Origin of the sequence: Kordia periserrulae, assembly GCF_003054265.1 — a bacterium.
Taxonomy (GTDB): domain Bacteria; phylum Bacteroidota; class Bacteroidia; order Flavobacteriales; family Flavobacteriaceae; genus Kordia; species Kordia periserrulae.
Genome location: NZ_QBKT01000006.1, coordinates 233,798 through 258,753, shown reverse-complemented (window position 1 = coordinate 258,753; position 24,956 = coordinate 233,798). Strand labels below are relative to the sequence as shown.

At 37.0% G+C, this 24,956-nt stretch carries 21 protein-coding genes and 1 pseudogene; 14 read left to right on the top strand and 8 right to left on the bottom strand.

Annotated features, from left to right (window positions below):
- Positions 1-40: 40 nt before the first annotated feature.
- The 3 genes from C8N46_RS13895 (at position 41) to C8N46_RS13885 (ending at position 2,651) form a co-directional block, all read left to right on the top strand.
- Positions 41-1,204 (top strand): hypothetical protein, encoded by a 1,164-nt coding sequence (locus tag C8N46_RS13895; RefSeq protein ID WP_146169825.1) that lies wholly within the window; start codon positions 41-43, stop codon positions 1,202-1,204.
- A gap of 147 nt (positions 1,205-1,351) precedes the next feature.
- On the top strand, positions 1,352-1,804 hold the full coding sequence (locus tag C8N46_RS13890) for a 6-pyruvoyl trahydropterin synthase family protein (RefSeq protein WP_108115507.1): 453 nt from the start codon (positions 1,352-1,354) through the stop codon (positions 1,802-1,804).
- A gap of 88 nt (positions 1,805-1,892) precedes the next feature.
- On the top strand, positions 1,893-2,651 hold the full coding sequence (locus C8N46_RS13885; RefSeq protein ID WP_108115506.1) for a UDP-2,3-diacylglucosamine diphosphatase: 759 nt from the start codon (positions 1,893-1,895) through the stop codon (positions 2,649-2,651).
- Positions 2,652-2,970: 319 nt separating this feature from the next.
- Here the strand turns inward: C8N46_RS13885 and C8N46_RS13875 are convergent, their stop codons facing one another.
- The 5 genes from C8N46_RS13875 to C8N46_RS13855 form a co-directional block, all read right to left on the bottom strand.
- Positions 2,971-3,327, bottom strand: coding sequence for a DUF6686 family protein (locus C8N46_RS13875; protein WP_108115504.1), 357 nt, complete (start codon positions 3,325-3,327; stop codon positions 2,971-2,973).
- Positions 3,328-3,545: 218 nt separating this feature from the next.
- Positions 3,546-4,817 carry an MFS transporter gene (locus C8N46_RS13870; protein WP_108115503.1) on the bottom strand — a complete coding sequence of 424 codons (1,272 nt, stop codon included), beginning with the start codon at positions 4,815-4,817 and terminating at the stop codon, positions 3,546-3,548.
- A gap of 296 nt (positions 4,818-5,113) precedes the next feature.
- On the bottom strand, positions 5,114-7,189 hold the full coding sequence (locus C8N46_RS13865) for a glycoside hydrolase family 97 protein (RefSeq protein WP_108115502.1): 2,076 nt from the start codon (positions 7,187-7,189) through the stop codon (positions 5,114-5,116).
- A 331-nt stretch (positions 7,190-7,520) separates the two neighbouring features.
- Positions 7,521-9,209: a single-stranded-DNA-specific exonuclease RecJ gene (recJ, locus tag C8N46_RS13860; protein WP_108115501.1), complete on the bottom strand. Its 1,689-nt coding sequence runs from the start codon at positions 9,207-9,209 to the stop codon at positions 7,521-7,523.
- Positions 9,210-9,443: 234 nt separating this feature from the next.
- Positions 9,444-9,866: an OsmC family protein gene (locus C8N46_RS13855; RefSeq protein ID WP_108115500.1), complete on the bottom strand. Its 423-nt coding sequence runs from the start codon at positions 9,864-9,866 to the stop codon at positions 9,444-9,446.
- Positions 9,867-9,977: 111 nt separating this feature from the next.
- Between C8N46_RS13855 and C8N46_RS13850 the strand changes: the two genes are divergently transcribed.
- The 8 genes and pseudogenes from C8N46_RS13850 to C8N46_RS21065 form a co-directional block, all read left to right on the top strand.
- Positions 9,978-10,568, top strand: a complete 591-nt coding sequence (locus C8N46_RS13850; protein ID WP_108115499.1) for a carboxymuconolactone decarboxylase family protein — start codon at positions 9,978-9,980, stop codon at positions 10,566-10,568.
- A 3-nt stretch (positions 10,569-10,571) separates the two neighbouring features.
- A complete protein-coding gene (locus C8N46_RS13845) occupies positions 10,572-11,078 on the top strand; it encodes a hypothetical protein (protein ID WP_108115498.1) in 507 nt (168 codons plus the stop codon).
- 197 nt (positions 11,079-11,275) lie between these two features.
- Positions 11,276-11,689, top strand: coding sequence for a response regulator (locus tag C8N46_RS13840; RefSeq protein WP_108115497.1), 414 nt, complete (start codon positions 11,276-11,278; stop codon positions 11,687-11,689).
- 59 nt (positions 11,690-11,748) lie between these two features.
- Positions 11,749-12,288: a heme NO-binding domain-containing protein gene (locus C8N46_RS13835; RefSeq protein ID WP_108115496.1), complete on the top strand. Its 540-nt coding sequence runs from the start codon at positions 11,749-11,751 to the stop codon at positions 12,286-12,288.
- A gap of 3 nt (positions 12,289-12,291) precedes the next feature.
- Positions 12,292-14,271, top strand: a complete 1,980-nt coding sequence (locus tag C8N46_RS13830) for a PAS domain-containing sensor histidine kinase (RefSeq protein ID WP_108115495.1) — start codon at positions 12,292-12,294, stop codon at positions 14,269-14,271.
- A 3-nt stretch (positions 14,272-14,274) separates the two neighbouring features.
- Positions 14,275-15,414, top strand: a complete 1,140-nt coding sequence (locus C8N46_RS13825) for an FIST signal transduction protein (RefSeq protein ID WP_108115494.1) — start codon at positions 14,275-14,277, stop codon at positions 15,412-15,414.
- A gap of 4 nt (positions 15,415-15,418) precedes the next feature.
- Positions 15,419-16,468, top strand: coding sequence for a sensor histidine kinase (locus tag C8N46_RS13820; protein WP_108115493.1), 1,050 nt, complete (start codon positions 15,419-15,421; stop codon positions 16,466-16,468).
- Positions 16,469-16,492: 24 nt separating this feature from the next.
- Positions 16,493-16,654: pseudogene (locus tag C8N46_RS21065) on the top strand (DNA-binding response regulator); the annotation flags it as partial.
- A 195-nt stretch (positions 16,655-16,849) separates the two neighbouring features.
- Here the strand turns inward: C8N46_RS21065 and C8N46_RS13810 are convergent.
- Positions 16,850-17,524 carry a class I SAM-dependent methyltransferase gene (locus tag C8N46_RS13810; protein ID WP_108115492.1) on the bottom strand — a complete coding sequence of 225 codons (675 nt, stop codon included), beginning with the start codon at positions 17,522-17,524 and terminating at the stop codon, positions 16,850-16,852.
- Between the two features lie 429 nt (positions 17,525-17,953).
- On the bottom strand, positions 17,954-18,625 hold the full coding sequence (rsmI, locus tag C8N46_RS13805; protein ID WP_108115491.1) for a 16S rRNA (cytidine(1402)-2'-O)-methyltransferase: 672 nt from the start codon (positions 18,623-18,625) through the stop codon (positions 17,954-17,956).
- A gap of 141 nt (positions 18,626-18,766) precedes the next feature.
- Between rsmI and C8N46_RS13800 the strand changes: the two genes are divergently transcribed.
- Entirely contained in the window at positions 18,767-22,129 is a 3,363-nt protein-coding gene (locus C8N46_RS13800) for a T9SS type B sorting domain-containing protein (protein WP_108115490.1), read from the top strand.
- 112 nt (positions 22,130-22,241) lie between these two features.
- On the opposite strand, the gene C8N46_RS13795 is transcribed toward C8N46_RS13800, so the two are convergent.
- On the bottom strand, positions 22,242-23,069 hold the full coding sequence (locus C8N46_RS13795; protein WP_108115489.1) for a hypothetical protein: 828 nt from the start codon (positions 23,067-23,069) through the stop codon (positions 22,242-22,244).
- Positions 23,070-23,172: 103 nt separating this feature from the next.
- Between C8N46_RS13795 and C8N46_RS13790 the strand changes: the two genes are divergently transcribed.
- Both C8N46_RS13790 and alr read left to right on the top strand, forming a co-directional pair.
- Complete coding sequence (locus C8N46_RS13790) at positions 23,173-23,823, top strand: thymidine kinase (RefSeq protein ID WP_108115488.1); 651 nt, start codon at positions 23,173-23,175, stop codon at positions 23,821-23,823.
- Positions 23,823-24,932 carry an alanine racemase gene (alr, locus tag C8N46_RS13785; RefSeq protein ID WP_108115487.1) on the top strand — a complete coding sequence of 370 codons (1,110 nt, stop codon included), beginning with the start codon at positions 23,823-23,825 and terminating at the stop codon, positions 24,930-24,932. Before C8N46_RS13790 ends, alr begins: the two co-directional genes overlap by 1 nt.
- Positions 24,933-24,956 lie beyond the last annotated feature (24 nt).

The window sequence follows — 24,956 nt, the reverse complement described above, 5'->3', positions numbered from 1 at the left end:
TACAAAATTTGATGCGTTGTTGGAAACTAACTGTATTCTGATGAAGAAAATTATCTTACTATCTATCGTTTCCATCTTAGCTTTTTCCTGTTCAAAAACAGAGCAATACTACGGAACTTGGAGCCAAATTAATGGCTTATATCCTTATATAAAAATCAATACTGATAGCATTTCTTTAAGTGATGATGGAAGCATTTGGAAGAGTTATCCAGTGGAAATTAAAAATAATAGTCTTACTTTTTTAAACCACACCTTTCCAACTACCATTTATAAAGATTCTCTAATATTTCAAAAACTCACGTATGAAAAGGATACTATATTACCTATACTAGAAATTACATTACCAAAGTTTACAAACTATAGGCTTTTTGAGCCAAGCCGTGAAACAGCATTCATCTATGTGAGATTCGGAAAAGTGCCTAATTCAAATGAATTTAAGCTTCAACTTAATGATAAATATGCAAAACCTGAAGAACTCATTGATTTTGTCTTTAGTCATGATGATGTGTCATTTCATCATGCATTAAGAAGAATCGCTTTCATATGTGATAATGATACTAAAATGAGGGATTTGGAGGCTTTATTTTTTGAAATGATTAAAATAAACGCCATCGTTTTTTTTGCGGTTAATGATGTAACATATAACATTATTGAAGACAGAATTGAAAGAGGTTATGATTTGTATAGACAATACATCACACCGATTCGAAATATACACTATGAAGCAAAAATAGGTAGTAAAGTTCCTGTACAGTATAATAACTTTTATCCGTCCATAGACTATTTTGAGCCTGCTAAAAGTCAATTTCTATTTCTTATACATAATGAATTTTACATTGGAAAAGAAAAATACAGCGTGGATACTTTCTCAAAAAAACTTGATGAGCTAATAACTGAAAATAAGCAATTCGTTTGTTTGTATGATTTAGATTCTGATTTTAAACACAACACCATTTTTAATAATATTTTGAATGAAGCTTATCAAAAACAGTATGACAGTATTGCGTTAGAGAAATTCAGCAAAACCTACAAATTATTAAACTATAAAGAAAAAGAAACTGTAAGAGAATTATATCCCAGAAGAAGCATACAAAATATCTCAATTCCGCATTTTATATCTTTTGAGGAAACTCCAATGGAAGATTTTAATTTTCCATTTAAAAACATAAAAGAACAACTTCCGAAAGCATATTTTAAAAAGTAAAACTGTCATAAAACAACCAAAAAATCCAGCGTCTTGATTCTAAACTCTAGATTCCAATACAAAAACCCAACACCAAAGACCTAAAAACGATTTTAACAACTCCTAAAACCAAAAAAAACTATCTTTGCCGCATAATTGAGAAGGAACATGAGCAAAATTCGCATTACAAAGCAATTTAATTTTGAAACTGGTCACGCACTGTACGGCTACGACGGGAAATGTAAAAATGTACACGGACATAGTTATAAACTTTCGGTAACCGTGATTGGAACGCCTATTACAGACAATTCGAATGTAAAATGGGGAATGGTGATTGACTTTAGCGATTTGAAAAAAATTGTCAAAGAAGAAGTCGTAGATGTATTTGACCACGCAATTGTATTCAACAAAAATACACCACATTTGAGTCTGGCATTAACGATGCGTGAAGAAGGGCACAATGTGATTTTGGCAGATTACCAACCAACAAGTGAAAATATGGTGATTGATTTTGCTGAAAAAATAAAAAATAGACTTCCGAAAGAAATTCAGTTGTTCTCGCTACGACTGCAAGAAACGGATTCATCGTGTGCAGAATGGTTTGCGAGCGATAACGAATAAGCATCTCAACTGCGCTCGATGTGACTAATACATTCCTTAGAAAAAGATTCCATCCTCATAGGAATACAAGAATTACTATATTTACAATATGAACATTCCCAAAGGAAAAAAAATATACTTCTCTTCCGACAACCATTTGGGTGCGCCCACGGCGGAAGCTAGTTTTCCGAGAGAGAAAAAATTTGTAGCATGGCTAAACGAAATTGAGCACGATGCTGCCGCTATTTTCTTGTTGGGCGATTTGTTCGATTTTTGGTTTGAATACAAAACCGTAGTTCCCAAAGGATTTGTACGTGTGCTGGGAAAACTGGCAGATTTGAGCGACAAAGGCATTCCGATTTATTTTTTTGTGGGAAATCACGATTTATGGATGAATGATTATTTTGAGAAAGAACTCAACATTCCCGTGTACCGAAAACCGCAAGAATTTACGTTTAACGATACCACTTTTTTAATTGGTCACGGTGACGGATTGGGTCCAGATGACAAAGGTTACAAACGCATGAAAAAGGTGTTTACCAACAAGTTTTTTCAATGGTGTTTTCGCTGGTTACATCCCGATTTAGGTGTACGATTGGGACAATACATGTCCGTTAAAAATAAATTGATTTCAGGTGACGAAGATGCCAAATTTTTAGGTGAAGAAAACGAATGGTTAGTACAATACTGCAAGCGTAAACTGGAAACCAAACACTACGATTATTTTATCTTCGGACATCGTCATTTGCCTTTAGAAATTGACCTCAACGAGAACAGTCGTTACGTGAACTTAGGCGATTGGATTCAATATTATACCTACGGCGAATTTGACGGAAAAACGCTTTCTTTGAAGAAGTATAGTATATAGACTTGCTGCACTATTAGATATTTGGATCGCTTCGCTTTTAGGTTGTTAGACTTTTTCTAAATCTATAACTCAAAACACACAATTTTCGTCATACTGAACTTGATTCAGTATCACATAACAGTAGATTTTTATCTACAAGAAATTGAGTTTAGCAAACTACAAGAATCAAAACATAAAAAAAGTAAAAACTCTAAAAACATTCAAACTGAACGAAGTCGAAGAAGTCTAAACAATCTAAAAACAAAAAATCTAGAATCTAATAGCAAAGCGGTCTATATTCTAACAGCGAAGCGTATCTAAAAGCAATGCGCGTCTAAACTCAATTCCAACAAACATCTTCCAAATACCGATTCAATTTTATGTGAAACAACGTTCCTTCAAGCAAATCGGAAATGTGGTTGAGTTCTTTGGTAGAAACTGCCAAATCTACATTGGCTGCAGGTGTTTTGAGTAAGATAGAGCGACAATTGTTAGTGGCTTTACATTCGTTACAACAACCACGATTCGCCGCTTGCTTCACAAGTTTGGCAAAGTTTTCTAACTGCGAAAACGTCAAATAAAATCCAGTATCTCTAAAAATTACTTGAAATTGATTGTATTTTTTCTTTTCCAAATCCTGCTTCCATTGAAAAGCAATTCCAAAATCATTGTAATAAATACGTTGTATATCGCTCATAGTTGTCAATTTGAGTTCAAATATACAAATTGTTTATAATTAGTCTAAATAAAATTAAAGATTTAGGAGAAGAAATATATTGCTCTTAATTCAACATCAAATAACAATAGATTCCTGCCTTACTTCGAAAAGCTCAGTACAAGTCGCAGGAATGACAAAAAGAAAAGTCATCTTGATTCTAGCAGCGAAGCGGTCTAAAAGCAAAGCAATCTAAAACATCAAGATTCTTCAAGAGATTGTCGCCTAACATCCTCCGTCAAATCCAATTCTCGCAACGGTTTGTTAAAGAATCCTGTAGCAAATACCGTGAGTAATGTCATGGTTCCCCCAAAAACAACCGCTGTAACCGTCCCCATGAGTTTTGCGGTTAGTCCACTTTCAAAAGCCCCTAATTCGTTAGAAGATCCCACAAAAATAGAATTTACGGAAGATACACGTCCGCGCATTTCATCAGGCGTTCGTAATTGTAAAATGGTTTGACGAATGACCATTGAAACACCATCCACCATTCCACTGAAAAATAACGCTATAAGTGATATCCAAAATATGGTAGACAAACCGAAAACGATGATACAAATTCCAAACCCGAAAATGGCTGCTAGCAATTTTTTCCCTGCATTTTTTGTAATTGGAATGTATGCCGTAATGACCATTGTTAAGACAGCTCCAACAGCTGGCGCAGCTCTTAGAAAACCGAAACCTTGTGAACCTACTTCCAAAATATCTTGTGCAAATACTGGTAATAACGCCACCGCGCCACCAAATAATACAGCAATCATATCTAAGGTCAATGCTCCAAGAATGACCTTTTCGTTTTTCACAAAATCGATACCTTCTCGTAAGCTTTTCCAGATATCTTCTCCAATATTTGGGTTGAGAATTGGTTTTTTAGGAATAAGAAAAAGAATCATGAAAGACAATACAACCAATCCAAAAATGATGCACAACGACCAATGTACGCCAATCCAGTCAATAGTAAATCCTGCAAAAGCTGGTCCTAAAATAGTAGCAGCTTGCCATGTTGAACTGCTCCAAGTAGCAGCGTTTGGATATGCTTTTTTAGGAACGATTAATGCAATGAGTGAAAAGATAGTCGGACCAAAGAATGAGCGTAATATTCCGCCAAAAAAGACCAATCCATACACACTATACAAAATTTCATGTTGCGACCAGCTTTCAACAATCGCTGGTGATGTAATGAGAAACAATCCCAAACTTATCAATGAGAAAAGTGCAATACACGTTGCTAATAAACTTCGTTTTTCCCGTTGATCAACGATGTGTCCTGCAAATAATGCCATCAAAACTGCAGGAATGACTTCCATTAGTCCTATCAAACCTAGTGACCACGGATCTTTGGTGATGGAATATACTTGCCATTCAATGACAATAAACTGCATAGACCAGCCAAAAACTAAAAAGAATCGCACTAATAAAAAGATGTTGAATTCTCTAAATCGTAAGGCTTCGTATGGATCTTGTTTTTGCACGTAGTGTAATTTCTTGGCAAAAATACATTATAAAAATGGAATTTACCGTGAATGAAAAAATTTCGCGGCTCAGCTACATGTTCTTAGTGTTATGAAAAGTTGAATCATACTGAATCAAGTCCAGCACATGAGTTTAACTTGACGAAATATATTTTCAATCTTAAAAAACCGTCACTTCGAGTGGCGAATCTGTGATTCGTTGTATCGAGAAGTGCTATGAAACTCAGATTATCAAAGCACTTCTCGATACAAATTTGTTCCACAAATTCACTCGAAGTGACGTTTTGTAGTTACGCTTACTTTTTCATAAAACTAATCGCCGTTCCGCCACCTGCAGCAAGTTGTAGCTGTAGCTTCGTTTCAGCAGTAACTTCCATCGTTTCGATTTCAATTGCCGTCGGATTGTCGTTCCAATGCGCGTCTTTTCCATCTTTATAAATGGTGGCTGTGTAGGTTGTATTTGGCGCTAAAAAGTCCAACGAAACTTCCATAGTACGTGCGTTTTCGTCTGTGATACTTCCTAAAAACCAATTGCCTGTATTGCGTTCTTCACGTGCAATCGTTACAAAATCGCCTACTTCTCCATTGAGAACTTTGGTTTGTTTCCAATCGACACCCACATCGCGAATGAATTGTAAGGCAGGATTTCCTTCGTAATGTTCTATCAAATCTGCCGCCATTTGAATCGGACTGTAAATTACAACGTACAATGCCAATTGTTGTGCAATGGTTGTATTTACCTGATTTTCTTCTTTGTACGGTAACAATTTGATGTTAAAAATTCCAGGTGTGTAATCAATTGGACCTGCCAACATACGTGTAAATGCTACAATTGGCAAATGTTCGGGTGGATTTCCGCCATCGGCTGCCCAAGCATTGAATTCTTGTCCACGCAACCCTTCGCGGGAAATGATATTTGGATAGGTTCTGCGCAATCCTGTCGCTTTGATAGGTTCGTGCGCGTTGACAGCTACTTCATAATCTGCTGCTTTGATTGCTGCGTTGTTGTAATGATTGACCATCCATTGTCCATGATGATATTCGCCTTTCGGGATGATTTTACCCACATACCCAGATTTCACGGAATGAATGCCCAAATCTTTCATCAGTTGATAGGCTTTGTCCATTTGTTTATTGTACGTTCCAATCGCTGCTGACGTTTCGTGATGCATGATAATTTCCACACCATTTTCATTGGCGTAACGCACGACTTCTTGCAAATCGTAATCGTCGTACGGCGTTACAAAGTCAAATACTCCTTCGCGGTCTTCAAAACCAATCCAATACTCCCAACCTGTGTTCCAGCCTTCTACCAACACACCTTTGATGTTGTTTTTGGCTGAAAAATCAATAAAGGCTTTGGCGTTTTCAGTCGTAGCGCCGTGTTTTCCCGCGGCTTTGTCCCACGAAGATTTTCCTAAGTGCATTTCCCACCAAATTCCTGTGTATTTCATCGGCGTAAACCAAGAAACATCGTCCAATTTTGAAGGTTCATTAAGGTTGACAATCAGTTTTGAATCAATCAATTCGGTGGCTTTTTCCGCAATTTGAATCGTGCGCCAAGGAGTTGTGAATGGTGTGGTGCGTTTTACTTTATAATCTGTTCGTTCTGAGCCCACCAATTCACTTTTTAGTATTAAGTTTTTGGTGTCTACTTTTAAGGTCATTCCCGAATAATCTAGCAAGGCTGCCTCATGAAAACTGAGATGCAAACCGTCTTTTGTTCGCATGGTAACTGGCGTATTTACTGCATTTTCAGGAATATACGTTTGTGCCAAACTTCCGTGATTGGCTTTACTCAATGCATCAATTTCAGAAACTTTCGAAGTTGTGTATAAGTGTTCGTAAATATCCCAATCGCCCGGAATCCACCATGTGGTATGGTCGCCTGTAAGTTGAAATTCTGTGTTTTCATCTGTGATGAATACTTCTGTTAAATGCTCTTGTTTTGGGAATTCGTAACGAAATCCGATACCATCATCATACACTTTAAAAACGATATTTAATTTTCGTTGAAGCGCATCTTTTTCTTGCAATTCCACCGTAAGTTCATTGTAGTAATTGCGGACGGTTTCCTGTTCGCCCCAAGGCATATTCCAAGTTTCATCTGCGGAAGTTGTCGTAGTTTTTACAATTTTAAAATTATTCGCTAAAGAAGGGGCATCTTTCAAATCAAAACCAACCGCAGAAGTATCAATTACTGTCTGCTTTTTGTGTGCGATGGTATAGTGAGGTGTTCCGTCATCAGACAAGAAAAAAGACACCGTAATGTTGGTATTTGGAGAAGAAATCGTTGCTGTTGTTACTTCTTTTGTACACGAAGAGAAGCCACAAATTCCAATAAGCAACACAATTTTTAAAGCAATTTTCATGATAAATACGATTGATTAGTTTTTAAAAATACTGTTTTCAGCACAAAATAAAGCACGCAACCGTTTTCGTGTTGATAAGTTGTGTTTTTTGGGAAGAGTCAATTACTTCGGGGCAAGCCCACGAAGTATCCAGTAGAAGCTATTAAAACATTTTGACTCAAGCGTAGGAGCATTTTTAATCTCGATTATCGAGTCAAGATTTTTCGAGTCTGGAATCTAGATGTTTTCAAATATCAAATTGATTGTAGCTCATGAGATTCATTAGAAATTCTGGTATTTGTAGTGTTTTCGACTGCGCTCAAACTGACAAGAAGTTAATTTTCAAACTAAATTATCGAATATCGCGCAAGCGGAGTTGTAATTTGGTTTCGCCATTCCAGGTGTTTTCGTCGATAGAATATACGGCGTCAAACGGTTTTTTGTTTTTTATTTTGCTGAGTTTGTCACCTAAATTGAATCCGATGCCGTCAATCCGTGGTGATTTTCGTTGTACCGCTGTGAGTTTGATATGTGCTTCGTCTGAACCGACACATTTTGCCCAACCTGTATCTTGCAATTGTGTGCTCATAAAAATTGGACTCATGTTTTGTGGCCCAAATGGCGCAAATTGTTTGATGATTCGATAGAATTTCGGCGTGATTTCTTGTAGTGTGATTTCTTTATCAACCAGAATTTCAGGTGTTAGCAGTTTTTTATCGATGGTATTTTTAACGACTTCTTCAAACGCATCTTTAAACGCTTGATAGTTTTTTTCTTCCAACGTCAATCCTGCCGCATATTTGTGCCCGCCAAATTGTATAAGATGCTCTTTGCATTGTTCTAAGGCATCATACACATCAAAACCTTTTATAGAACGTGCAGAAGCGGCGAGTTTGTCACCACTTTTCGTAAAAACCAATGTGGGACGATAATAGGTTTCAATCAAGCGAGACGCTACAATTCCAATCACTCCTTTGTGCCAATGTTCGTTATATACAACCGTAGTAAAACGTTCTTGCTCGCCTAGTTTTTCAATTTGTTGAAAAGCTTCCTGCGTAATTTCTTGATCCAATGAACGACGCTCCGAATTGAACTCTTCGATGTCTGCCGCATATTGTTTCGCCACTTCAAAATTGGTTTCTGTGAGCAATTCAACCGCATGCAATCCGTGACTCATTCGTCCCGCCGCATTGATTCGTGGTGCAATGATAAAAACCACGTCCGTAATGGTTAGTTCTTGTTTTTTTAGTTGGTGAATAATCGCTTTGATGCCGGCTCTCGGTGCGGAATTGATGACTTGCAATCCAAAATATGCCAGCGTTCTGTTTTCGCCTGTAAGCGGAACGATGTCAGCTGCAATTGCGGTGGCAACCAAATCTAAATACGGAAATAAATCTGCAATGGTTTGTCCTCTTTTAGAAGCTAAGGCTTGAATGAGTTTAAAACCTACGCCACATCCACATAATTCGTCATACGGATAGGTACAATCGTCGCGTTTTGGGTCTAGTACTGCAACGGCTTTTGGCAATTCACTTCCTGGTCGGTGATGATCGCAGATGATGATATCGATTCCTTTTTCGGTAGCATATGCTACTTTGTCAACCGCTTTAATGCCGCAATCGAGTGTGATGATTAATGAAATATCATTGTCGGACGCATAATCAATTCCTTGAAATGACACACCGTAGCCTTCCTCATATCTATCTGGAATATAGGTCGCTATGTTTGGATAGATTGTTTTCAGATAGGATGAAACCAAGGCAACAGACGTAGTTCCATCTACATCATAATCGCCATATACCAATATATTTTCACCATTGGCAATTGCATTGGCAATTCGCGCCACAGCGACGTCCATATCTTTCATCAAAAACGGGTTGTGAATGTGTTCAATGGACGGACGAAAGAAGTTTTTGGCGTCTTCAAAGGTTTCGATTCCACGTTGTAACAATAGTGTTGCGACAATTTCGTCTACGTGCAACACGTCCATTAGGTGTTGTATTTTGTGTGTTTCTGGTTTTGGTTTTAACGTCCAGCGCATGTGTGATGTGTTTAGATTTTTAATGTACTTTTTGGTTTCAGAGTACTTCTCGATACTATTTTCTGTCGAAAATCACTCGAAATGACGTTCGACGGTATCAAAATCTAATTTTATGGTTGGTTTGTTATTCTACAGTTTTAGTTTCAAAGTACTTCTCGATACTATTTTTCTTCGAAAAATCACTTGAAGTGACGGTTTAAAAAATATAAAACTGAGGAAAATGATTCTACGGAATTAAGAACTGTGAAAATACGTATTGGTTTTCACTTTTGCAAAACGACGGAACATTTCCATGACACCGCAATAGGTTTCTACCGATAAATCCACGGCGCGTTGAATCTTTTTTTCATCTAAGTTTCTTCCATAAAAATGATAGTCAAGCGTAACCGTATGGTAGTATTTTGGATGTTCTTCTGTCAATTCGCCCGATGCTTCCATTTTAAAATCATCAACCACTACTTTCATTTTTTTTAGGATAGAAACCACATCTAAACCCGAACAACCCGCAAGCGATGATAACATTAGTGCTTTAGGAGCCAATCCTTCGTTATTTCCACCATTTTCAGGCGATGTGTCTATGAAAACTGTTTTTCCGCTCGGATTATCCGTTTCAAATAACATATTTCCTTTCCATTGTGTCGTAACTTTATGTGCCATGGTGCAGATTTATTTTGTTCATAATTGCGTACATTCGCGTGAACATGTAACATGTCTTTTCACGCAAAGTGATTTCAAAAATACAAATACTAATTTTAAAAATATACGAATATGCCATTAGTAACGCCACTAAGTCCAGAACACGATTTGGAAACTAAAGAATTAGCCGAATTTTTCAACGAAACGCTCGGATTTTGCCCAAATTCTGTGTTAACCATGCAACGCAGACCTGCCATTTCAAAAGCATTTATCAACCTCAACAAAGCAGTAATGGCAAATGAAGGTCGTGTAACCTCTGCTTTGAAGCGTATGATTGCTTGGGTAAGTAGCAATGCTACAGGTTGTCGTTACTGTCAGGCACATGCTATTAGAGCAGCAGAACGTTACGGTGCAGAACAAGAACAGTTAGACAATATTTGGGAATATAAAACACATCCTGCGTTTTCAGATGCAGAACGAGCGGCGTTGGATTTTTCCTTAGCGGCTTCTATCATTCCAAACGCGGTAGATGCTAAAATTAAAGAGGAATTATACAAATACTGGAACGAAGGCGAAATTGTGGAAATGTTGGGCGTAATTTCGTTGTTCGGATATTTGAACCGTTGGAATGATAGCATGGGCACTTCTATTGAAGAAGGTGCTGTAGAAAGCGGCGAACAGTATTTAGGGAAACACGGTTGGGAAAAAGGAAAACACGTATAATTGATGGAAGCAAACAATATTATTTGTCCAAGTTGTAACGAAGAGGTTTCAAGAATTTCTGTGTATTGTGAAAATTGTAAATTTCCCATAAGCGGAACGGATAAGGAGAAAGCAATTTTTATAGGACAGCAAACGTTGAACAAATCGAAAATAGACAATTCGGAAAGTGTCGTTAAAAGAACGCAAATCATTTTGTATGTTGTGGTTGGGTTTCAGGTTTTAAATGCCTTTTTGGTGTATTACAATTTTGAAAGTGTGATTGATGCAGTGTTTTATCTTGTCATAGGGTTGATTTTGGGCGTATTTGCCTTTTTATTACCTAAAAAACCTATTGTTTTTATCACTTGCGCGCTTGCGCTTATTTTAGGATATTATCTGCTGTTATTTTTAGCAAATCCGCTGTTGTTGTTCAGTGGTATTTTGTGGAAATGTGTCATTGTTATGGCACTTTTATATGCCTTATATACCGTAGTGGAAAGTCAGAATATTAAAAAGAAATTTAATTTATAAATCACGTAAAACCCTTACTATTAACTTCGTAAGGGTTTTTACTTTTTGTAGATAAATTCTTTAAAAAAAGCAATCGCTTAAAATTTTCATCTACACTTATTTGCATTTCGTCTACACTTCTTCTTCACTAAACTGCATTCGCGTTTTACTTATTTTTTATACTGTAACATTGTATATCAATTGCTGAATACACGAAAATGAAAAATACATTAAACGTACTATTAATCGAGGATAACATGATTGAAGTCATGAAGATGAATCGTACCGTTTCTTTGTTAAAAGCCAAGCATGAAATTAGAGAAGCAAAAAATGCAGAAGAAGCGTTGGTGCTGTTAGAAACCAAAGAAAATTTGCCAGATATTATTTTGCTCGATTTGAACATGCCGAAGATTAACGGAATTGAGTTTTTATCTATCCTAAAAAATAATCCTGATTTACGACATATTCCAACGATTATTTTAACAACTTCTGACAATAGAAAAGATATTTTGGAATGTTACCGCATCGGAATTTCTGGCTATATTTTGAAGCCATTGAAATATGAAGAATATGTGTCTAAAATTGAAATAGCACTTTCGTATTGGTCTATCAATGAATTAAAAAGTGCGTAACTTTACAAAAACACTTTTAAAAACCCCAACTTAGAAGTGAACTTATTCTAAATGTACTTATGAAAGGAATCATCTTTACAGAGTTTTTAGATTTGGTAGAAGATACATTCGGATTGGAAATGGTGGATCAAATCATTTCAGAATCCGAATTGCCCTCTGAAGGTGCTTATACAGCTATTGGCACCTACAGCTTTTCGGAAATGTTGCAACTCATCCAAAACCTGAGCAAGCATACTAAAATTCCTGTAGATGATTTATTACTTACCTATGGCGAACACTTTTTTAGTGTTATTGAAACCAATTACGCTGGACTTTTAGCCACCTACAATGACCCGATAGAAATGTTATCTTCTATTGAAAATCACATTCATGTGGAAGTGCAGAAAATATATCCTGACGCTGAATTGCCTACTTTTATTGTACAAGAAAAAACAGCGACTACGTTGATTATGGTGTACAAATCAAATAGAGCTATGCATCATTTTGGACTGGGTTTAATGAACAAAACGTTTGAGCATTTTAATAGTTCAGCTGAAATTATTCTTGAAAAAATAAAAGACGACGGAACCGAAGTAAAATTTATCATTACCAAGCATTAATGCATGAGTCAGGAAAAAATTGACATATTAGAACGTGCCTTAAAACGTGAAAAAGCGGCAAGAAAAGCCGCCGAGAAAATTTTGGAAGACAAGTCGAGAGAACTTTACTTGTTATCTGAGCAACTCAAAGTTTCCAATGCACAACTCGAAGCATCTGTTAGTGAGACCTCTTCTCAATTGGCAGGTGTTTTTGAAAATATAATAGATGCGTATTTGGTGATGGATTTATCTGGGAATGTACTCAGCATGAACGATGCCGCTTCCGAACTTTTTGGCTATAATCTTGAAGAAGAATCCTTAAATGTTTCCAAATTAATATATCCAGAAGATAGCAAATACGCGCACGATTCGTTTAGTGAATTGATTAAAAAAGGAACGTTTTCCAACTATACAGCACGTGTATATCGAAAAAACAAAGAAGTGCGTTGGGTGCAAATCAACGCGAGTCTTATTTATGACAAATCGCAAAAACCGATTGCTGCACAAGGAATTATCCGCGATATTACCAATCAAAAAGTATTTGACGAGAAGCTGATTGAATCTGAAAACCGTTTGGCAACGCTCATTCTCAATTTAGACAGCGCCATTTTGTTAGAAGATGAAGACCGAAAAATCGTCTTAACCAATCAAAAGTTTTGCGAAATCTTTAAAATTCCTGTCGAGCCACAATTTTTAACAGGGCAAGATTGCTCGCAAGCGGCAGAACAAAGCAAAAATTTATTTAAAGAACCTGAGGCTTTTATTACGACTATCAATCAAATTCTTAAAGAAAAAAAACAAGTTATTGGCAAGGAATTAGTAATGACAGATGGTACTATTTTAGAATTGGATTTTATTCCTATTAAAAAAGGACAAACCTATAAAGGACATTTGTGGACCTACCGAGATATTACGCTCAACCGTCAATATCGCAAAAGTTTAGAAGCACAAAAAGAAAAATACAGTCGCATCATTGCCAATATGAATCTCGGATTGTTGGAAGTTGACAGTGACGACAAAATTTTGATGGTCAACCATAGTTTCTGCGAAATGTCGGGCTATAAGGAAGAAGAACTGATTGGAAAAGTTGGTGGAAAACTATTCCCAATTGCGGAAGACCAACGCATCATTACCGAAGAAAATGAAAAACGAATGGAAGGCGAATCCAATTCGTATGAAATTAAAGTGACCAACAAACAAGGAGTCCCGCGAATTTGGCTGATTAGTGGCGCGCCCAATTACAACTTAAAAGGGGAAATCATCGGTTCTATCGGAATTCATTTGGACATTACTGAGCTGAAAAATCTGGAAAAGCAAAAAGAAGCCATCTTAAAAGAACTCGAAAAAAGTAATAAAGAATTATACGAATATGCACACATCGTTTCGCACGATTTAAAATCGCCATTGCGCAGTATTGACGCGTTGATTTCTTGGATTAAATCCGATAACGAAGGAAAGCTAGACGAAGAAACCTTGCAAAATTTTAGCATGATTGAAAGCACGCTGGAAACGATGGAAAATTTAATTTCTGACATTTTAGCGTACTCGAGTGCTGGCGCGGAAACAGGCAAATTGGAAACCGTAGACTTGAACAAAACGATGGACAATTTGAAACGTTTATTGCTTGTTCCCACAAATATTTCGATGAAAATACCGTCCAAAATGCCTGTAGTTAAGGGCGACCCGACAAAGTTTCAGCAATTGTTTCAAAACCTGTTAAGCAATGCCATAAAGTTTTGCGATAAAGAAAATGGTATTGTCGAAATTGATTTTATAGAAAAACCTTCGTTCTACCAATTTTCGGTGCGTGACAACGGTATTGGAATTAAAAAAAAATACCACGATCGCATCTTTAAAATCTTTCATTCGCTCAACAAAAACAAAGAATCTACAGGAATTGGTTTGTCAATTGTGAAAAAAATTGTTGATTTATACGAAGGAACTATTTGGCTTGAAAGTGAACCAGGCGAAGGTACAACCTTCTTTTTCACCTTAAAAAAATAGCGGATGAAAACGGTACAACTTAAAAAAACAATACATACCCAATGGGAATATTTGAGCGAAAATAATACGCTCCAAAAGCCGTTGGTTTTAGTGTTTGGAAATCGGTTTCTATTGGAAGATACTAAATTACACGCCGAAATTCGTGCGTTGTTTCCTGATGGTGAATTTGTCTTTGGTTCGAGTGCTGGCGATATTACATCGCATTATGTAGATGATGAAAGCATCACCATAACGGCTATTGAATTTGAGAAAAGTTCGTATGTTATTAAAACCGCAAATGTGCTTGAAAATGATGCAAAAAAAGATAGTTTTGAAACTGGAAAACAGTTGATTGAACAGTTTGACTCGGAAAGATTGAAGCATGTATTTATTGTTTCGGAAGGAAGTTTTGTCAATGGAAGTCAGTTGACTTTGGGTATGAATGCTGCCACCGATGATAATCTGCTAATAACTGGCGGATTGTGTGGTGATGAAGCACGCTTCAAAAAAACACTTGCTTCCTATAACGAACTTCCAAAACCTGGAGAAATTGTCGCCATTGGTTTGTATGGTGAAACGCTTGAAGTGAGTTTTGCCATCAACGGTGGTTGGATTCCTTTTGGTCCTGAACGAATTGTCACAAAATCAAGCTCCAATATTTTATACGAATTGGACAATAAACCTGCATTGGATTTGTACAAGAAGTATTTAGGAGAAAAATCGAAAGAATTGCCTGCAGCAGCGTTGTTGTATCCGCTCAAAGTAAAATCGACCAACGAAAAACAATCTATTGTGCGTACTATTTTAAACATTGACGAACAAGAAAATTCTATGATTTTAGCGGGTGATATTCTTGAAAATTCGCGCGTGCAATTGATGATGACCAATGTAGATACAATTGTAGATGCTTCTGAAAAAGCAGCAACAACCGCATTAAAATGTAGAAAAAAAGCACCAGAACTTGCCATTTTGGTAAGTTGTATTGGTAGAAAATTAGTGTTAGACCAACGTGTAGAAGAAGAAGTGGAAGAAGTCCTAGAAGTGATAGGAGCAGCCACTACAATTTGCGGATTGTATTCCTATGGAGAAATTGCGCCTTTTGTTGGCGAAAAAAACTGTCAATTGCACAATCAAACGATGACAATTACACTTATAAGTGAATAAGCTGATGAATTCCTTACTAAAACGACAATTGCGAAAATATATCTCTCAAGATTTGCAAAATCATCCTGAGATGGAGCGCTTTTTAGATGCTGTAAATCGTTCCTACAATAATTCTGAAGAACAATTTTCCATGTTGCAACGCGCTACGGCGATTAGCTCGGAAGAATTGTACGAAGCCAATCAACAGTTACGAAAAGAATCGGATGCACAAAAAGAGATTATTGAAAAATTAAAAAATGTGATCGATACGCTAAAATCGTACGATTTGACCGATGGTAAAACTGCTGAAAATGTAGCATTAGACTCCTTGAGTTTGGTCGATTTAATCGATAATCAAACCAAAGAAATATTACAAATCAATCAGCAACGAGATAAATTGTTAGCCAATTTGGAGCGTCAAAATCAAGAGTTGAACAATTACACACATTTGGTTTCGCACGATTTGAAATCGCCTTTGCAAAGTATTGATGCACTCACCACGTGGCTCAAAGAAGATTACAACGACTTGCTTGACGATAACGGAAAGCAAACTATTAAGCTCATTCAAAATAATGTGGAAAAGATGGACAGACTCGTCAAAGGCATCTTAAAATACTCCACAATTGGTACTATTGGACATCAATTTTACGATGTAGATCTGCAGCAAACTGTTCAAAAAATTATTGATTTTATGGACATTCCTGCACATTTTACCATTTCCATTCCGCAAAAATTGCCGATTGTTAAAGGTGATAATTTCCGCATGGAAGAATTGTTTCGAAATTTACTTCGAAATGCAATCAACTTCAACGACAAACCTAAAGGAGAAATCACGATTGGCTATACTGACAACAACGATTTTTGGCAATTTTACGTTCAAGATAACGGTAAGGGAATTGAAGAAAAGTATTTTGAAAAGATATTTGTTGCCTTTCAGAAACTGGAAAATAATTACAAATCGTCAGGTATTGGACTTTCCATTGTAAAGAAAATTGTGGAATTGTATGAAGGGACTATTTGGATACAATCGACACCAAATGAAGGAACTACATTTTATTTTACGCTAAAAAAATAAGCGAATTTATTTTATGTAAATCAATTAGCACGCGGCGAGGAAAAAATTCGGCAAACGCTCATTAATGTCATCAACTTAAAGAAAATCATTGATATTGAAGACAATAGCGTTTTAATCAAAAAAGAAGTCATTCCTATAAGTCGTTCCAAACGACCGAAATTGATGAAGCAGTTGGATTTACTTTGATACTAGATTGCTTCGCTTTTAGACACGTTTCTCGCTCACGCAAAAATCTTTAGATATTTTAGATGTAATTCCTTGGATTTACTTTTAGCTTTTTTCTGCGATGCAGAAATCCGCTGTTATGGGATGCTGAATCAAGTTCAGCATGACGTAAAAAATCATCTAACAGGTCTAAGTCCGTCTAATCTTCTAACAAATCTAAAAAGTCTGATAAACAGTAGTCACAATTACGCCTTTTCCATTTTTTGGTGTAACCGATACCAGTTCTGTTGCTTCTTTTACTTTAAAATTGAATGGTGCTGCGAGCAGGTTTATTCCACTATTTTTCTTTAAGCGAATGCCTTGCCCTGAAATGATATCTTTATTGGGAATAAAATCGCCCGAAGGAATATGCTCTGTAAGAACAACATATTGATACTTTTCCAGCTTTCGCACGATTTGTAAAACCTCAGCGTTGGACAAGTGTTGCAGTACTTGCCGCACCAAAGCGCAATCGCCTGTTGGTAATTCATCTTTCGCTATATTTAAGCACAAAAACTCTAAATTTTCAGCCGAAAACGTTTGTTTATTTCGCTCCATTAAATCGGAAACGATATCGATAGCTATATACTTTTTTGCATACGGAACCAATTCTTTCCCTACATTAAAATCGCCACAACCCAAATCGCACACTAGTATTTTTTCTGAAAAAGAAGCTAAAAACGAGCGTACTTTTTCCACATACGAATTGACTAAAGTTGCATCGTGCGAACCTTCTCCAGAATAAAAATCTTCGCCATTTGTTCCCCACAAATTCAGTTCATAAATCTGCTCCATAGCTTTCTTGGTTGCCCATGGTTTCTTCTCTTTTCTTGTAGGCTTTTTGTGTTTCATCGTACACAAAGATAAAATTAAGATTTCGCTTTTTACATTCGATAAAATATATTGAACAACAGAAAGTTGTATTTCGTCTATACTTACATTCACTACATCGACAAGAGTATTTTTAAATCATAAAGCTTACTATATTTGTAAGATAAATACTAATTTTCGATTCTGATATATTCCTAATAAAACCCGAATAAGTTATTGCAAATCAATCTGAGGACGCTCGTTTTTCTATATCTCTTTAATGAAGAAATATAGTTGATATCAAATACGGCAAAAGCTAAAATTGATACATTCCCCTAAACCTAAATAACCTGCGTCCCAGATTGTATTTCTAAAAAGCACATAAGACAGAAGGCTTATTGAAAATGATAGGGTTTTCCGCTTACAGGAACAAGTTTAAGCATCTCAATACTCACTACTAATTTCTCAAAACTATTTAGATTTTCCTTCCACAACCACCACAATCTCTCCTTTTGGAGGTTTGTTTTGATAATGCAACAACACTTCTTTTGCCGTACCTCGAATGGTTTCTTCGTACAGTTTTGTCAATTCTCTGGAAACCGAAAGTTGTCGGTCTTCGCCGAAATATTCACAGAAATGTCCCAACGTTTTGGTCAATTTGTGTGGCGATTCGTAAAAAATCATTGTGCGGGTTTCTTCGGCTAAGAGTTTTAAGCGGGTTTGACGGCCTTTTTTTACAGGTAAGAAGCCTTCAAAGACAAATTTATCGTTTGGCAAACCACTATTCACCAACGCAGGTACAAAAGCAGTCGCGCCAGGCAAACATTCTACAGGAATATCGTTTGCAATACATTCACGCGTCAACAAAAAACCAGGATCGGAAATAGCAGGCGTTCCCGCATCGCTGATGAGTGCAAAGGTTTCGCCAGCTTTCATACGTTGAATTATATTTTCTGTCGTTTTATGCTCGTTGTGCATGTGATGACTTTGCATCGGAGTGGCAATTTCAAAATGCTTCAACAGCTTTCCACTCGTACGTGTATCTTCTGCCAAAATCATATCGACACTTTTTAAAACTTCAATAGCTCTAAAGGTCATATCTTGTAGATTTCCGATAGGTGTTGGCACAATAAATAGTTTCATACATACAGTTTTGACGGTGAAATTTCCAGCCTATTTTTCAATCCAAAAATAACGATTACGAGCTAAAAAAAGAGCCTTCTGTAATTATTAATTAAAAAGACAACGCAACCTTTTCAGATTTTTCTCATCTTTATCATAATTATGAGAAAAAAATACCTAACCATCCTTTTCTTGTTTTGCTATTATGTCGGATGGACTCAAACCACCGATATCTCTGCAAGTCTTGAAGCTACAGACCTCAACGGAACACCAATTTCCAATATCATCATTTTTCAAGAGTTTTACTATGTTACAACCGTGAGCAACTCAGGTAACGACGTGAGTAACGTTACGTTTTCTCAACAATTAGCACCGAGTGTTGTTGTGTTGTCCATTGAAAGTCAAAATGCAGTTGGCGGCGCGGCTGATGCTACTAATTTTGTGTACAATGCTGATACGGATACTGTAACCGCTTCGCTACCAAATTTACCAAATGCTTCCAGTGTAGAAATCCGAATACGAGTTAGAGCGCCAAAGTTTTCTGGTGGAATTTCAACAACAGCCACCGTAACGCCACCCAATGGAACGACCGATACTTCTCCCAGCGGAAATACGTCCGTCATTTCTATGGATGTTACCTATACACCTTTGGATTTTTCTGTTACGTATCAACAAGTAAATCCTGCTTCGGGAACGGGAATTTCTGCTTGGGGCGACCAAGTTACGTTTGAATTTACCATTACCAATAACAGTGCTATTCAGTATCCAATTGACGATTTTGGATTGTTTCAAGGTTTGGCTTCCAATTCTCTCAACGGTTCGGCAACGCTACAATTGTTGTCGTTAAATTGTATTGCAGCGACCAACGGCGTGGTGTGTCCCACAAATTTTACTGGTGTTCCCGGAACTACTATTGGAATTGTACCTATTCAGGAAATTTATCAATACGATCAAGAAATTATCTTTCCATCGCAATCGAGTTTAACGTTTCGTGCAGTTTTTGAATATACAGAAGGTGACTGCGGAATTGAATCAGAATTGATTCGTATTCAGAGTTTTGCAGAAGTTACTTTAACGGAACCGAATACCAATTCCGACCAATCCAATATAGAAATAACCGATTTGCTAGATTCTACAATATGTCCATGTACAGATGTTACTATTGCAACTGACCAAATAGTTCCTGCAATTGGAACCATTCCCAATTACGGCGACCAAGTCACGTATCAAACCGTATTGACTAATAACGGACCATTAGACACAACGATTCAATTCTTTTTTCAAAACTTAGGAATCAATTGGGAATTTGTTTCTATAAACTGCGTGAGTGCTACAGGCGGCGTTACTTGTAGTGATTTGAATTTTGATATAGATACTCTTTTTTGGGAAGTGGATAGCTTTTTTATTCCAGCAGGAGCAGTGATTGTGATAGAAACAACGGTGGCATACAATGAACCAATTTGTCCTACAGATTCGATAATTGATTCTCCTTATAGAACCACCGTCAACATGCTACAACATATTGATTGTAACGTAGATGACAACAATGATTTTGATTCCATCACGCTACCGCAAGCTCCTGGAACTGTGGATTGTGTAACGCCTGATAGTATTGTTGTTACCAAAACACAAGTAGATCCAGTACTGCCATTGGGAAGTTCTGAAGACAATCCGATTCCCTGGGGCGATATTACCTATCATATTACAGTTGCTAATAACAACCTAAATGAAATTCCGCTAACATTGGTCGATTTTTATGGTGGAGATACGGTTGCAACCGGAATTTTACAATCAGTAACCTGTATTGAAACCACAGGAACTGCAGCGTGTATTCCGACACCGAATACAAATATTGGTGTCGAATTGACCATGATGGACGAGGTATTTTGGGAAATTACAGAAGCCGAAAATTGGGTACTTCCTGCAGAAAGTTCTATCACATTTGAAGTGGTTGTCAATTGGAATCCGCAATGTTCAAGTTTGGTTGTGCCTGTTACCAATACCGTATCAACCAATATTACTGGCTTGGCTGATTCTACCATTACTGTGGAGGAAACAAGTTATTTAACTTCTTGTGTAGATTTAATCATACAAACCTATCCGTCGCAAGCGACTACTCCAGTAAATTCAAATTTTAATTGGATTGTTGATATTACCAATAGTATTACAAGTTCCACAGCGACTGACGCTATTTTTTCTACGGCTATAAACCCTGCGTTTACCATTGCAGGAACACCTACATGTACCGTTACTAGCGGAAATGCTACGTGTATTTCTTCTTTTGCAATTGATACAACGACCAATGAAGTTTCAGGCATCATTCCGCTACTTGACCCTGATGCTACTATACAAATTATCATTCCTGTTACGGCGCCCAATTTTGGGGGTTCATTTACCAATATTGCTGAAATTCAACCTGATCCTGCCAACAATACAGAGGCAAATCCAAGTACCAATGTTTCCATTTCGAGTGTCCAAGTATTATCGCCAACATTGACCAAAGCTTTTTCTCCAGAAGAAATTACCGAGTTGGAAACATCATTATTGACGTTTACAATTGAAAATATTCCTGGAAATCTAGCGCAATCTGGCATTTCTTTTACAGATAATTTGCCTGTGGGAATTGTGTTAGCGGGCGAGCCTTTTTGGGTAGAAAATAATGGCGCTACGGCAGATTTTGTCGGTGCCACTGATGATGATTTTGTAGGAGTGAACAATCTCGTTATTCCTGATGGTGTGGCGAGTTGCTCGTTTGCGGTATTGGTGACTTCGGATACGAGTGGATTCTACACGAACGAATTTGCTAATTTTTCAAATCTGACCAATATTGACGCAAGTACCATCTTTGCTACGTTGAATGTATTGCCAATTCCACCAACGGCCGATTTGAGCATAGAAAAAGTAGTGGATATTGAAATGCCTTCCTTTGGCGATAGCATCAATTTTACCATCACTATTACAAACAATAGTACGAATGATGCTAGCAATATTATTGTGGAAGAATTACTGCCCGACGGTTACGAATACGATTCGCACACTGCAAGTGCTGGAACCTACGATGAAGGTTCGCAATTATGGACCATTGACTCACTCGCTGCGGGAAATTCAGCTACACTGACATTGACAGTCACCGTGGTTGATGGAAGTGATTATGTAAATGTGGTCGAAATTATCAATCAATCACCTGTAGATGAAAATTTAGACAATAATAGTGCTAGTGCCGAAACGTTTCCAGATTGTATTGAAATTCCGAGTGGATTTTCGCCTAACAACGATTTATTCAACGACTTTTGGGAAATTCGCTGTTTGGAAAACTACGCTGATAACGAATTGACAATTTTCAACCGCTGGGGAACTATTGTGTACAAAACACGAAATTACGCCAACAACTGGAACGGAGAAGCCAATCAAAATACGGTATTGCTCAACAGTAGCGGGCGTTTGCCAGTTGGCACGTATTTCTATGTTCTGAAATTACAAGGAAATACCATTGAAAAAACAGGTTGGGTGTATTTGAGTTATTGATGTTCAAACCGCTGACGCTGCTAGATGTTAGACTGCTTCGCTATTAGATTTTTCTATAATTTTCAAATTAAACAACCTAATACCCAACACCTAAAACCTAATAATTCCTAAATCACGCAAACTTACGCTCTACAATTTCCATAAAGCGTGTTTCGTATTCTTCTTTGCCTTCCCAATTGTTGTAATCGGGTTTAATCATGTCGTAGATAAAGTCTTTCGCTTCCGTTTCACTTTCAATCGTGTTCAATTGTGAAATCACACGGTTATAATCTTCTTGATTGCCATCAAATAAGTGTTTGGTAAACGCAATCCGATCGTTCAATCCAATGGAAATTCCTGTGTTCAATCGGTCGTTTAACGATTTTGGTTTATTTTCTGTCTTTGTCACTTTTGCTTCTACTTGAATGCGTGCTGTGACTTCTTTGGTAACAGTTTCGGTTTCTTTCGGAGCTTTTTCTTCTTTGGTAGCAACTTCGTCACTTTTTACAAATGTTGGTTGTGGCAACACATCTGCTAAAATATCTTCTAAGGTTTCACGCTTTGGTGCTTCTGTTTCTTGAGCTTCCGCTAGAATGGTATCTTCTTCTTGTTCGTCTTCTGGCATTTCAGCTACCATATTTTTAATGGTTTCCATCAACGGCTCTACCAATTCATCTTGTTCAGGATCTTCACTCACCAAAAAATGACGTGTAATGGTATCGTCTTCGGCATTTTTTTCAACCTTATCGTGATTGTATACATTTTCCAATGTTTGAAAAAAAGAAGAGTCTGCATAGTCAGGAACGGAGTCTTTAAATTGCTCTTCAAAAAACAAGAGTACAGACAATTTTTCAAAAACTTCTTTCGCTTCTTTGTGTAATGCAACTACATCTTCTTTGCCTTTTAATTTAAGGATTCTATGTGCAATACTTATCAAATCTCCTTCTAATTTTTTCTTCATAATTTTTAAACTAATGTCGTTGTATAACCTTTGGTTTTTTAATAAATTTGTTCCACCTTTACAAAAACGAGTATAAATTCGTTTTCGACTTGAAAATTACAAAATGTTTCTCGAAAATACAGTAAATCATAAAGAACAATTTGGTTGGATTGAAGTTATTTGTGGTTCAATGTTCTCTGGAAAAACCGAAGAACTCATCCGAAGACTCAAAAGAGCGCAATTTGCCAAACAAAAAGTAGAAATCTTCAAGCCTGCTGTAGATGTTCGTTATGATGAGGAAATGGTAGTTTCTCATGACGCAAATGAAATTCGTTCCACACCTGTTCCCGCTGCCGCCAATATACGATTATTAGCCGACGATTGTGATGTTGTAGGAATTGACGAAGCACAATTTTTTGACGATGGTATCGTTGCTGTATGTAACGATTTGGCAAATAAAGGCATTCGTGTGATTGTCGCTGGTTTGGATATGGACTTTAAAGGAAATCCGTTTGGACCGATGCCTTCACTCATGGCAACGGCTGAATACGTTACCAAAGTACACGCTGTTTGTACACGAACAGGAAACCTAGCACAATACAGTTTTAGAAAGTCCAAAAGTGACGATTTGGTTTTGCTAGGAGAAACTGATGAATACGAACCGTTAAGTCGCGGTGCTTATTACAAAGCAATGCTCAAAGAATCTGTGAAAGAGATAGAAGTTGATGATGCGGAAGAAATCATTCCAAAACAACAACCAGACAAACTACCATAATGTTACATATACAAGAATCTGTTTTAGAAATTAATTTTAAAGCGCTCAAACAAAACTTCGAGTTTCTTACATCCAAAACTAAATCTGGAACTAAAATTTTAGCCGTTGTAAAAGCTTATGGCTACGGAAGCGACGCTATTGAAATTGCAAAGTTTTTGCAAGATGAACTGCAGATTGATTATTTTGCCGTAGCGTATATTCGAGAAGGTGCGTATTTAAGAGCTGCCGGAATTACTACGCCCATTTTAGTGCTGCATCCGCAAATAGGCAACTTAAAACACGCAATTGCGTACAATTTAGAACCGAGTTTGTACAGCGATCGTATTTTTACGGCATTTGCTAAAGAAGCCGCAAAACAAGGGAAAAAAGACTATCCTGTTCACATCAAATTCAACACAGGACTCAATCGTTTGGGCTTTTTTCATACCGATACAGACTTCGTTATTAAAAAGCTAAAAACACTCTCGCAGATAAAAGCGGTTTCTATTTTTTCACATTTGGCAGCGTCGGAGGATTTGAACGAAAAAGAATTCACACAAAATCAAATACAGCTTTTTAAAGAAATCAGTGCGCAGTTTCAAAAAGAACTCAACTACAAACCAATATTGCACATGACCAATACTTCTGGAATTTTAAATTATCCAGAAGCACACTTTGATATGGTTCGCACGGGCATTGGATTATACGGCTTTGGAAACGACCCTAAATACGACAAATATTTACAGCCTGTAGCTTCTTTAAAATCGGTCATTTCACAAATACATCGTATCGAAAAAGGGGAAAGTGTTGGTTACAATCGTGCGTTTGTTGCAGACGATTATGTAACCATTGCTACCATTCCTCTCGGACATGCAGATGGCATCAGTCGACAATATGGAAACGGCGTTGGAAGTGTCGTTATTAATGGAAAATTAGCACCTATTGTGGGCAATGTGTGTATGGACATGTTAATGGTCAACATTACAGGCATTCGTTGCAACGAAGGTGATGAAGTTATTATTTTTGGCGAAGGGCAAAGTGCTGAAGCGTTTGCTAAAAAAATAAATTCCATTTCGTATGAAATCTTAACAGCGGTCTCTCAACGAGTAAAACGTGTATTTCTTCGGTAATGTAAACAATAGTTTTTCACAACT